Source organism: Pseudomonadota bacterium, assembly GCA_027624715.1.
Lineage (GTDB): Bacteria > Pseudomonadota > Gammaproteobacteria > Burkholderiales > Eutrophovitaceae > Eutrophovita.
Map to the genome: position 1 here is coordinate 64,804 of JAQBTV010000004.1, position 12,131 is coordinate 76,934.

The following is a 12,131-nucleotide window of genomic DNA, read 5'->3' on the forward strand; positions in this document are numbered from 1 at the left end:
CACAACATCGTACTAAACATCGCCATAAGAGTCCTCTCGTATAACTCGCGGCACAATCTCCCTGGGTTCAATCGTCACGGGCTGGTACACCACGCGTTTTTCTATAGGGTCATAACGCATCTCAATATGACCTGATAATGGGAAATCTTTCCTAAGTGGATGCCCTACAAAACCGTAATCAGTTAAGAGTCGCCTCAGGTCAGGATGGCCTTCAAAAACGATACCAAAAAGATCAAATGCCTCACGCTCAAACCAATTGGCAGCAGGCCAAATATCAACTACTGAAGAAACTGTAGGCTGCTCATCGTCATCGCAAAAAACCCGCACCCGCACACGATGATTCAAATCGATAGATAACAAATGATAAACAACTGCAAACCTGCTAGAACACCGATCTTTCGATGGGTAATCTCTATAGTCCACACCACAGACATCTACAAGTTGATTGAACCTTAAATCTGGAGCATCCCTCAATAAGGTCATCTTCGCAGGCAGGCCCAATGCCGCCAACGTAAGCGTAACTTCGCCAAGCTCATAACGAACAGCAGCCTCCGTTAGCTCCAGGTTAGACTTTAACTCCTCTGCCAAATTTTGACGCACTTGATTCACTTAATCCCTAAGCCATCCAGCCACACTGTTTAACGTGCAATCGTATTTGTCCTTTTAATCTTATTTTGAAGCTGCACAATACCGTACAGCAACGCCTCCGCCGTTGGTGGGCATCCTGGAACATACACATCAACAGGAACAATACGGTCGCATCCACGTACGACGGAATACGAATAGTGATAGTATCCACCGCCATTGGCACAGGACCCCATAGAAATAACCCACCGCGGCTCAGCCATTTGGTCGTATACCCTCCTAAGCGCTGGAGCCATCTTATTACAAAGCGTCCCCGCCACAATCATCAGATCAGCTTGTCGCGGGCTCGGTCGAAAGACAATACCAAACCGGTCCAAATCATAACGAGCGGCACCTGCATGCATCATTTCAACGGCACAACAAGCCAAGCCAAAAGTCATCGGCCACAGCGATCCGGTACGCGTCCAATTGACGACAGCATCAACGCTTGTTGTTACAAAACCCTTCTCTCGAATTTCCTCAATAATCATATCTGCCGCAACTTAATCCCAATCCAGAGCCCCTTTTTTCCATTCGTAAATAAACCCAACAACCAACAAAGTGAGAAAAATCATCATAGCGACAAAACCAGTTAAACCAATCTGGTCAAGCGCAACCGCCCAAGGGAACAAGAAGGCAATTTCAAGATCAAAAATAATAAATAAAATAGCCACAAGATAGTATCTAACATCAAACTTTGTTCGAGCATCCTCGAATGCATCAAAACCACATTCGTACGCGGATAATTTTGCCGCATCCGGTTTATGAGACCGGAGAGCCCTACTGAGAACAGCCCCCAATAAGGGCAACACTACTCCCACGGCGACACCGACAGCGATAAACAATAAAATTGGGAAGTATTCAGCTATCATTCAATTACTCCGTGCCACGATCAAATCTGATTTTCCTAATTATCCGACCTGCTTTTACCTAATAGTTCGAGCCGCTCAATAATTAACGACTTAAAATCCAGTTTTGGTGCCGACGGCGAGACTCGAACTCGCACGACCTAAGCCACCGCCCCCTCAAGACGGCGTGTCTACCAGTTCCACCACGTCGGCAATAAACATGCTCACCTACAACAGCTCGTCAATACCATTACTGAGGTATTCACTTAGGAATCTCATCAACTTTAGAACCTTCGCCGTCTTCAACAACTGAATCGAGCTCCTCAACGGCGCTCGGCACAGTGGCAGGAGAGGTAATCGTAGCTCCAGACATCACCCCAACCGATCGCGATTCCTCAAACTGGAGATAACTCAAGCTCATACTCGTTATAAAAAATATAGCTGTAAAAATAGCAGTCAACCGACTTAAGAAGTTTGCTGATCCACTCGATCCGAACAAACTCCCAGACGATCCACCTCCAAAAGCAGCACCCATATCCGCCCCTTTACCATGCTGCATCAAAACCAACCCGATCACACCTAGGGCTGCCAGCACGTGTATCACCAAAACAATAAAACTCATAATATTCAGTCAACCATTAATGTGTTGTCGCCGAAATCGCCGAGCGACAAATTGTCAAAAAATCAACCAGGCTAAGTGAAGCCCCCCCGATTAACCCACCATCAACATCCTCTTGCTGAAACAAAGCCTCAGCATTATCAGGCTTAACACTTCCACCATAAAGAATTTTTATAGATATCGCTGCATTTGCATCCATTAGAGCCACTTGGTCCCTGAGATAACCATGCACTTCCTGTGCCTGCTCAGGAGATGCGGTCAAGCCGGTTCCAATAGCCCAAACTGGTTCATACGCCAAAACAATCTTCTCTAATTTCCCTATCCCTATACACTCAATCGCTGCTTCAAGCTGTCCCAAAACAACCTCAAAAGTCTCTCCAGCGCCCCTCTGCCCAAGCGTCTCTCCAAGGCAAATAATGGGCGTAATTCCAACCCCCAACAACTTTTGGGCTTTCTGCCCAACAAGTTCATTGGCTTCGTTATACAAAGCCCGGCGCTCTGAATGTCCAACAAGCCCATATGACACTCCAAATTCAGAGAGCATCCTCGCTGAAACCTCACCAGTGTACGCTCCAGCATCATGCTCACTAACATTCTGAGCTCCCCAGGCTATAGCGCCCGCGGCCAAACAATCTCGCACCTGATAGAGATATAGACTGGGGACGCATACCGCAACATCCAAACTAGATAGCCCACCTGCGGCAGACAAACCGCTTAACAGAGCCTCGTTATCAGCAAGGGATCCATTCATCTTCCAATTACCGACAACCATTTTTTTCCGAATCATCCGCTAAACCACTAAAGTAAAACCTTGTGATTTTACCTTTTTAAACGCTTTTAGGTCAATGTTCCGGGGGTAACTTCAACAGAGAAACAACATAGAAACAAGACAGAAACAACAGAGAAACAAGGCAAGGCCCATCACGCCAGGCTGCGCTAGGAATCAACCGAATCGGCCGGTAATGTAGTCCTCAGTCAATCGATGGATGGGATTTGTAAATATTTGCTTCGTTTCACCAACCTCAATCAGCTTCCCCAAATGAAAATAAGCCGTTCGATCCGATACGCGTGCCGCCTGTTGCATGGAATGTGTCACGATCACGATGGAATATTGCTCACGCAACTCAGAGATTAACTCCTCCACCTTCGCCGTGGCAATCGGATCCAGGGCTGAACACGGCTCATCCATTAATATGACATCTGGACCCACGGCAATTGCCCGCGCGATACATAAACGCTGCTGCTGACCTCCTGACAAACTGGTACCCGGTTGATCAAGACGATCTTTGACCTCACCCCACAGGCCCGCCCTTTCGAGTGAGCACTCTACAATTTCATCTAACTCTATGCTGTCCTTCGCAAGGCCATGAATCCGTGGACCATAAGCAATATTGTCAAAAATTGATTTCGGAAATGGATTTGGTTTTTGAAAAACCATACCCACTCTAGCCCGCAAAGAGACCACATCAATTTTAGGATCAAAAATATCGCCACCATCAATCGTTATCATGCCGTCCATACGACAAATGTCGATCGTGTCATTCATCCGATTGAAGCATCGAAGCAAAGTCGACTTACCACAACCAGAAGGCCCCACAAATGCAATAACCTCACTGTGACCAACATCCAAAGTCACATTATCAACCGCGAGCTTGTCAGCGTAGTAAACACTTACATCGCGAGCAGTCATCCTGGCATTTTCGACGTAGACTTCCCCAACCGTTTTTTCAGGAATCTCGCGATCTTGGAATTTCACCTCTTCCGTCTTCGTCAATGAATCAGTCATGCGCTGTCAATTGTTTTGTAATCATACCCATCGTCGTTCAAGTTTTTGTCGAAGAATAATTGCACCTGCGTTCATGGTAATCAAAAAGGCTAACAGAACAATAATCGCTGCGCTGGTTTTTTGAATAAACATACGCTCGGCGAAATCCGCCCACATAAAGATCTGAACTGGAAGCGCGGTCGCCGGCTCTGTAATTCCACCAGGCACGTCAACGATAAAGGCAATCATACCAATCATTAGAAGCGGTGCTGACTCGCCAAGAACCTGAGCCATACCAATAATGGCACCCGTCAACACGCCCGGCATCGCCGGTGGAATCACATGATGCAGTATTGTCTGCATCTTTGAAGCACCAACCGCCAACGCTGCATCTCGAATGCTCGGCGGCACCGCTCGAATAGCCGCACGAGAAGAGATGATAATAGTCGGTAACGTCATCAATGCCAGAACAATACCACCCACTAGAGGCACTGAACGCGGCAACCCAAAAGCTATTATGAAGATTGCAAGCCCCATGATGCCAAAAACAACCGATGGAACAGCCGCCAAATTATTGATATTTATTTCAATAATTTCTGTTATTAGATTTTTAGGTGCGATTTCTTCTAGATAAACGGCTGTCGCTAAACCTAAAGGAAAAGCCAGCAAGAGACAAACACCTAAGGTCCATATAGATCCCATCAATGCTCCTTTAATGCCAGCTATTTCAGCATCTCGCGAAGCAGAGCCCGTAAAGAGATAATCGCTGAATTCATAAGAAATCCGAGAGGCTTGGTCTAAGGCATCTACAAGCTCAATCGTTTGATCATTAATACGTCGATCAGACTCTGGGGTTTCCCTTGTAATAAACCCGCGCATCAATGAATCAATGTCGTCATCCACAGCAAATTTCACCGACACCTTTTTGCCGATCAGCTCAGGATGTTTTAACGTAAACTCCGTCAGTCGGCTTGCTGAACCTGAAGACAATATTGACCGTGCAGCACGTTTAACCTCACGACCCTCAGGATTACCAAGAGCATTCATCAATGACTCATTGACCAACCCATGCGCATCACCGGCGTACAGAGATGCGCTACTCATGTCGCCCTGAGGATCCATTCGGTCTTTATCTAGTACGACCTCTAGCGTCACATAATGTTGGAACATGCCGGGTATACCATTGGAAAAAATACCCGCGAATAAAAGTACCAAAAACAAAATCGAGAGCGTTACAGCCGCAATGCCCAGGAACTTAAAACGTCGTTCACTACTTCTGCGTTTTTTAAGCGATGCTGCCACTCGAAGAGCAGCCTCTTCCGGACTCAACGGACCATTCTTAACCGGACTAGTCATATTGTTCTCGATATTTCTTTACAATTTGTAGCGCGAAAAGATTAAGCGCCAAAGTAATAATAATTAACACCAAAGCCAGCGCAAAAGCCGAAAGCGTTTTTGCAGATTCAAACTCCTGATCACCGCTCAAAATAGTAACAATTTGTGTTGTCACAGTTGTGACAGCATCTAGAGGATTAAAGGACAAATTTGCCGCTAAGCCGGCCGCCATCACCACGATCATAGTTTCCCCAATCGCACGGGATACAGCGAGAATCACAGCAGCCACAATTCCAGACAGAGCAGCGGGTAACACAACCTGACGAATAGCCTCACTTTTTGTTGCCCCTAAGCCATAGGCCGCATCTCGCAGAGATTGTGGGACCGCATTGATCACGTCGTCAGACAATGAAGACACAAACGGAATAATCATGATACCCATCACCAACCCAGCCGCAAGAGCCGATTCTGAGGCGACCTCTATACCCATCGACGCCCCAACAGCCCTAACGAGAGGAGCGACCGTGAGTGCAGCGAAAAACCCATACACCACAGTTGGAATACCCGCCAAAATCTCAAGTAAGGGCTTAATAATAGAGCGTGTTTTCAAGCTGGCGTACTCAGCAAGATATATAGCACTGAACAAACCGACGGGCACTGCAACCATGATTGCAACGACTGAAATCAAGAACGTACCCGCAAACATTGGCAACATCCCATATGTTGCAGTACCGCTACCAGACCCAGCCCGCTCCGCACCCTCGAATTGAGGGTTCCACTCAAGACCAAAAATAAAATCTTGAATCGGAATTAATTTAAAAAATCGTATGGACTCAAATAATACAGACAGTATTATTCCAAGAGTCGTAAATATCGCAATGGAAGAGCAAGCGATTAGGGCCCATAAAATAATGCGCTCCACCCCATTCCGAGCTCGGAACGTTGGACCTATCTGTCTGAACGCAAAAAATCCCGCTATTACGGCACACCCAATAGTGATTAGAGTGAGTACCTGGTCAGAGACTTTTTGCCAGCCAATCCATGCTTTAGCGGCTGCCTCGACCCAGGGCTCTACAACTCCAAAACGAACACCTTCAACCGCATTCATCACCTTGGCAAAGGCTATCGCGCGCTCGACAACATCTCCATCAACCACATCAGACGGATAGAAATTGTTTAACATCGACTTAAAAAGAAAATCATCCCCTAAGGACAAGGAAAAGAGGAGAAGAATCGCGGGCACCGTGGCGACCAAACCTGCCCAGAATCCGTAATACCGCGGCAGTGAGTGCAACTTAACTGAACCGAGCGCCCATTGTCTCGTACCCCAGTATTGCCCTAAACAAAAATAAATCCCACCAATAACGAGGACCGCAAAAATTAGACTAGTTAATGACACCGTAATATGTCCCTTAAAATGAGAGAGAGCCAGCTTTTAGCCAAAAGCTGGCTCCTCGGCCAAACGCTTTTGACTGTTACTACTTAAGGGCATCCTTCTTAAGAACTGACAGATTATTCATACGATCCATCATTTCTTTACGCTCAGCCTTACCCATCGGAATCATACCAGCATCCGCGAGAACACCATCTGCACCCCAATGCTTTGTCCATTCTGCCATGTATTGTTTGATACCTGGGATGACTCCAATATGCGCGTGCTTCACATAAAAATATAACCCTCGAGAAGCCACATACTTTCCTGATCTGATTGCATCGAATGTTGGCGCAACGCCATCAAGCTCAGAACCTTGAATGGTATCGGTATTTTGATCTAAATAGGAGTATCCGAAAATACCAAATGACGTTTTATCCTCTGAAATCTTTTGAACGATCAAGTTATCCTGTTCACCAGCCTCAATGTATGCACCATCAGTGCGCATCGCACGGCATTTTTTACCTTTTGCATCACCACGCTCAACTGAAAGCGCTTTCGCCACCTTGTCCTTACCACAATAACCCTTTTCGTTAACCATTTCGGCAAATGACGCACGCGTTCCTGATGTAGTTGGTGGCCCATAAACTCGAATAGCACTATCTGGGTAATTTGGATTTAATTCAGACCACTTCTTATAAGGGTTTGGAATCCACTTTTTACCCGATGCATCTGGCACCTCAGCAGTTAATGCCTTACCTAAGTCGGCGAGAGAGATTTTTAATACCGGAGCCTTCTTTGAGTTAGCTAAAACAATCCCATCGTAACCTATTTTAATTTCGGTCAATGCAACACCATTCTTATCGCAGTATTTAAGCTCACTAGCCTTCATTCGAGATGAGGCATTACCAATATCAACAAACTGTGTCCCGATCCCATCACAGACACTCTTTTTTCCTACCGAAGATCCACCCGATTCAACAACTGGGGTTTTGAGGCCAGGTTTTTGACCAAATTTTTCTGCAACAATCGTCGCAAAAGGGAAGACCGTAGACGAACCAGCTAACGATATATAATCACGCGCGACAGCTGGTGCAGTCATGACGCCAGTAACAACAAATGCGGTTAAAAGACGAAAAAACATTGAAGACTCCTTTGAAGGTTAAATCACGAGTGCGGTTATCAGGTAATGTCAAATTACTTTTACGCACAGCCTTTATACCTACTGAGTGTTACAGTTACATTACAAAGCCTCTGGGCCGCAACTTGGTTAATTAATCTAAAACGTGCATATGGCTCTATTGTCATTTGGGGCACAAATTCCTTACGTATGCGGATGTTTCCGCAAAACAAGACCCGTAACGCTGATAATGCTAGTGAGTTTTTTGAGGAATAAGCGTCTGAATCGAATCAGTCAATCCTTTGACAGCCTTTTTAACGACCATTTTGCTCTCGCCCTCGACCATGATACGAAGCAACGGCTCAGTACCTGATTCTCGAACTAGCACGCGGTACTTCAGTCCCAGCTGCTCCGAGATAACGCCTGCCACCTCTTGGATCTGCACAAGCTCACCATCATTCAATTTGCGCGCAAGCCGAATACTATGAAGCAACTGGGGATAGAGCCGCACCGCTGCCAAGCATTGCGCTAAAGTCTGCTGTGACTGTCTTAAGGCTGCGAGCACTTGGAGGGCAGAAACAATGCCGTCGCCAGTCGTGTGCTTATCAAGGCAGATAATGTGTCCAGACCCCTCCCCACCAAGCACCCAATTGTTCTCGATCAGTTTTTCATGGACGTATCGATCACCAACAGCTGAGCGCAAAAATGGAATATTTAACTTCTTAAATTCATTTTCGATCGCCAGATTAGTCATTAAAGTACCTACGACTCCATCTTGGCCGCCTACCTTTCGATGACTTGCAATCACATATAAGAGCTGATCGCCATCGTAAATCAGCCCCCCAGCATCAACCATCATCAGTCTATCGCCGTCACCATCAAAACTGATACCAATATCCGCTTTCTCATGAAGCACACGCTCGCGAACAGCCTCCGGGTACAATGCCCCGCAATTAAGATTGATATTAACCCCATCGGGCTCATCACCCATGACAATCACTGTCGCACCAAGCTCTCTAAATACGGCAGGCGCAACCTGGTAGGTCGCTCCGTGCGCACAGTCTAAGACCACACGCATCCCGGACAAATCAAGTGCCTGAGGGAATGTGCTCTTACAAAATTCTGTGTATCGACCTACCGCATCCACAACTCGTTTTGCTTTGCCAATATCACCTGAAATAACCGCATCAAGGCCTTCTGCGAGATATTGCTCAATCTCTACTTCAAGGGTGTCCGATAATTTATTACCCTGAGCACAAAAAAATTTGACTCCGTTATCTTGGTATGGATTATGAGAAGCTGATATTACGATTCCCGCACTCAATCGCAGCACACGCGTTAAATACGCAACCCCCGGAGTGGGAAGCGGCCCTGCCAGCAACACGTCCACTCCTGCTGCTGCCAAACCAGACTGAAGTGCCGACTCAAGCATATACCCCGATAACCGAGTGTCTTTCCCGATCAGCACCTTTGCACGACCTGAGGCCCCTAAGCCATGTATTTTCGAGAAAACCTTTCCTGCGGCATAACCTAAACGCAACATAAAATTAGGAGTTATCGGATCTTTGCCAACTACCCCCCTGATCCCATCGGTACCAAAATACTTCCTAAGTTTGGTCACCGATCTGGCTCCGCAAGTGCTGCCTCGGAAAAGAACTGCCAAGCTAAAAGCGCATCTCTTGTTTCATTCACATCATGCACTCTAACGATGTCTGCACCCTTTGTCATCGCAAAGATAGCCGCAGCGATACTCGAACCCAATCGATCTAAAGCATCTTTTTTATTTGTAATAACTCCCAACATCGCCTTGCGCGAAAGACCGACCAAAATCGGATGCCCTAGCTCTTTAAATTTATTTAAATTTCTGAGCAACGCTAAGTTATGGTCAAGCGTCTTACCAAAACCAAAACCAGGATCAACCACAATGTTAGAAGGATTCACCCCCGCTTGAATCAAAGATGCGGCCCTTTCCTGCAAAAACGTGAAGACTTCTTGAGTAACATCTCCATAACTCGGATTCTGCTGCATAGTTCGAGGCGAGCCTTTCATGTGCATCACGCAAACCCCCACATTAGTACGTGCCACAATAGCCGCAACCTCGAGATTTTGAGCGCCAGAGATGTCGTTGATGAGACACGCGCCACACTCAATCGCCTCTTCCATCAAAGCTGGCTTTTGCGTATCAATAGAGATCGGAACTCCCAAACGCGATAACTCCTGAATCACCGGAATCACTCGATCCCGCTCCATCTCCAAACTTGCAGGCTCTGACCCCGGCCGGGTGGACTCCGCGCCAACGTCAATGATATCGGCTCCAGATTCAAATAGGACTTTCGCCCGCTCAACCGCTATCTTAGGGTCAAGATACGCTCCGCCATCTGAGAAGGAATCGGGGGTGACATTCACCACTCCCATCACCATCGGTCGGGTTAACTTAAAGCTAGAGTTACCCCAAACAAAATTAAGATTCATCGGCTAAATAAATGCGACCTAGATTTCCTCTACTGGGCGTGTTGTTGGTTCTGGATTCGTCACATCAAGCGAGCTCTTAGGCTCCTCCGACCTTTGCGTTGGTTTAGGTGGCCTTGGCTGACGACCATCCATGATGTCGTTAACCTGATCAGCATCAATAGTTTCCCATTCAAGTAATGTCTGAGCCATCAACTCGACTTTTTCTCGATTTTTCTCTATTAAACTACGAGCCAATCCATATCGTTCATCAATGATTTTCTTGATTTCAGCATCTACCCTTTGCATGGTCGCTTCAGATATATTCTTAGTCGTCGTGACTGACCTACCAAGGAATATTTCGCCCTCATTCTCACCGTAAACTATCGGTCCGAGCTCATCACTCATACCCCATCGAGTAACCATCCTGCGCGCCATATCAGTTGCCCGCTCAAAATCATTCGATGCACCGGTTGTCATTTGTTTCATGAAAATTTCTTCCGCAATGCGTCCACCAAACAATACGGATATATTTTGAAGAATTTGCTCCTTATCCATGCTGTAGCGATCCTCCTGTGGAAGCTGCATAGTCAAGCCCAACGCTTGACCTCTAGGGATAATCGTCACCTTATGTACTGGATCGGTTTTGGGTAAGAGTCTCGCTACAACAGCGTGGCCAGACTCATGATAGGCCGTATTCCTGCGCTCCTGCTCTGGCATCACCATCGAGCGACGCTCCGCCCCCATCATGATTTTATCTTTGGCGCTTTCAAAATCCGTCATATCCACTAAGCGCTTACTCGCTCTGGCCGCAAACAACGCTGCCTCATTTACCAAGTTAGCCAAATCAGCGCCGGAAAATCCCGGTGTTCCGCGGGCGAGAATATCCGCCTTCACATCTGGCGCAATAGGTACTTTACGCATATGAACCATCAATATTTGTTCCCTGCCTCTAATGTCAGGGAGCGGCACAACAACTTGGCGATCAAACCGACCAGGACGCAATAGCGCAGGATCAAGCACATCAGGCCGGTTAGTCGCAGCAATAACAATCACGCCCAATCCAGTTTCAAAACCATCCATCTCCACCAACAATTGGTTGAGCGTTTGCTCCCGCTCATCGTTACCGCCACCAAGACCAGCCCCACGCTGACGACCGACAGCATCGATTTCATCGATAAACACGATACAAGGCGAGTTTTTCTTAGCGTTCTCAAACATGTCACGCACTCGAGCGGCACCAACACCGACGAACATCTCCACAAAGTCCGAACCAGATATAGAAAAAAATGGGACCTTCGCCTCACCAGCAATTGCTTTTGCAAGCAAGGTTTTACCGGTACCAGGCGAACCCACCATGAGCACACCCCTGGGAATTCGACCGCCTAACTTTTGATATTTTCCAGGGTCCCGAAGAAAATCGACTAACTCAGAAACTTCTTCCTTAGCCTCATCGCACCCTGCCACATCAGCAAACGTCACACCATTGTTGTTATCGTCCACCAATTTGGCTTTACTTTTTCCGAACGAGAACACACCACCTCGCCCCCCGCCTTGCATTTGGCGCATGAAGAAAACCCAAACCCCTATGAGTAGCAGCATAGGGAACCAGGACACGAAAATATTCATAAGCAACGAAGGACTTTCCTCCGGCGTTGCTTCAACCACAACTCCGGCCTTGAGTAAATCAGAAACTAACCATGGATCAGAAGGGGAATACACACTGTATAGTTGCCCATCTGACTTTTGAACCTTGAGATTTCGACCGTCAATGGCGACCGAGGCGACGCCGCCGGATTTAACGTCCTGCATAAACTTAGAATAAGGCACCGACGTCTGCTCGCGTTGACGCCCACTAAATTGATTAAAGACCGTCATTAGGACAAACGCGGTTACCACCCATATCGCTATGTTTTTCATCGTATTATTCAAATTTTACTCCTGCCCTGCCAAATGCTCGGATCACTTCCGAACTTCAATTATCCTACTATTCTAGACCA

Annotated in this window: 12 protein-coding genes and 1 tRNA gene; all 13 read right to left on the reverse strand. The window is 46.9% G+C overall.

The window, feature by feature from the left end:
• Positions 1-12 precede the first annotated feature (12 nt).
• Complete coding sequence (locus O3A65_04160; protein ID MDA1331664.1) at positions 13-600, reverse strand: NADH-quinone oxidoreductase subunit C; 588 nt, start codon at positions 598-600, stop codon at positions 13-15.
• Between the two features lie 38 nt (positions 601-638).
• A complete protein-coding gene (locus tag O3A65_04165) occupies positions 639-1,115 on the reverse strand; it encodes an NADH-quinone oxidoreductase subunit B (GenBank protein MDA1331665.1) in 477 nt (158 codons plus the stop codon).
• A 12-nt stretch (positions 1,116-1,127) separates the two neighbouring features.
• A complete protein-coding gene (locus O3A65_04170) occupies positions 1,128-1,496 on the reverse strand; it encodes an NADH-quinone oxidoreductase subunit A (protein ID MDA1331666.1) in 369 nt (122 codons plus the stop codon).
• A gap of 104 nt (positions 1,497-1,600) precedes the next feature.
• Positions 1,601-1,685: transfer RNA gene (locus tag O3A65_04175), tRNA-Leu, on the reverse strand.
• 49 nt (positions 1,686-1,734) lie between these two features.
• A complete protein-coding gene (gene secG / locus O3A65_04180) occupies positions 1,735-2,094 on the reverse strand; it encodes a preprotein translocase subunit SecG (protein ID MDA1331667.1) in 360 nt (119 codons plus the stop codon).
• A gap of 16 nt (positions 2,095-2,110) precedes the next feature.
• A complete protein-coding gene (gene tpiA, locus O3A65_04185; GenBank protein MDA1331668.1) occupies positions 2,111-2,875 on the reverse strand; it encodes a triose-phosphate isomerase in 765 nt (254 codons plus the stop codon).
• Between the two features lie 159 nt (positions 2,876-3,034).
• On the reverse strand, positions 3,035-3,877 hold the full coding sequence (pstB, locus tag O3A65_04190; protein ID MDA1331669.1) for a phosphate ABC transporter ATP-binding protein PstB: 843 nt from the start codon (positions 3,875-3,877) through the stop codon (positions 3,035-3,037).
• Positions 3,878-3,898: 21 nt separating this feature from the next.
• On the reverse strand, positions 3,899-5,212 hold the full coding sequence (pstA, locus tag O3A65_04195; GenBank protein MDA1331670.1) for a phosphate ABC transporter permease PstA: 1,314 nt from the start codon (positions 5,210-5,212) through the stop codon (positions 3,899-3,901).
• On the reverse strand, positions 5,205-6,590 hold the full coding sequence (pstC, locus tag O3A65_04200) for a phosphate ABC transporter permease subunit PstC (GenBank protein ID MDA1331671.1): 1,386 nt from the start codon (positions 6,588-6,590) through the stop codon (positions 5,205-5,207). Before pstC ends, pstA begins: the two co-directional genes overlap by 8 nt.
• Positions 6,591-6,669: 79 nt before the next feature.
• Positions 6,670-7,707, reverse strand: a complete 1,038-nt coding sequence (locus tag O3A65_04205) for a substrate-binding domain-containing protein (protein ID MDA1331672.1) — start codon at positions 7,705-7,707, stop codon at positions 6,670-6,672.
• Between the two features lie 229 nt (positions 7,708-7,936).
• Positions 7,937-9,304, reverse strand: coding sequence for a phosphoglucosamine mutase (glmM, locus tag O3A65_04210; GenBank protein MDA1331673.1), 1,368 nt, complete (start codon positions 9,302-9,304; stop codon positions 7,937-7,939).
• Positions 9,301-10,155, reverse strand: coding sequence for a dihydropteroate synthase (folP, locus tag O3A65_04215; protein MDA1331674.1), 855 nt, complete (start codon positions 10,153-10,155; stop codon positions 9,301-9,303). Before folP ends, glmM begins: the two co-directional genes overlap by 4 nt.
• A gap of 18 nt (positions 10,156-10,173) precedes the next feature.
• A complete protein-coding gene (ftsH, locus tag O3A65_04220; GenBank protein ID MDA1331675.1) occupies positions 10,174-12,063 on the reverse strand; it encodes an ATP-dependent zinc metalloprotease FtsH in 1,890 nt (629 codons plus the stop codon).
• Positions 12,064-12,131: the final 68 nt, after the last annotated feature.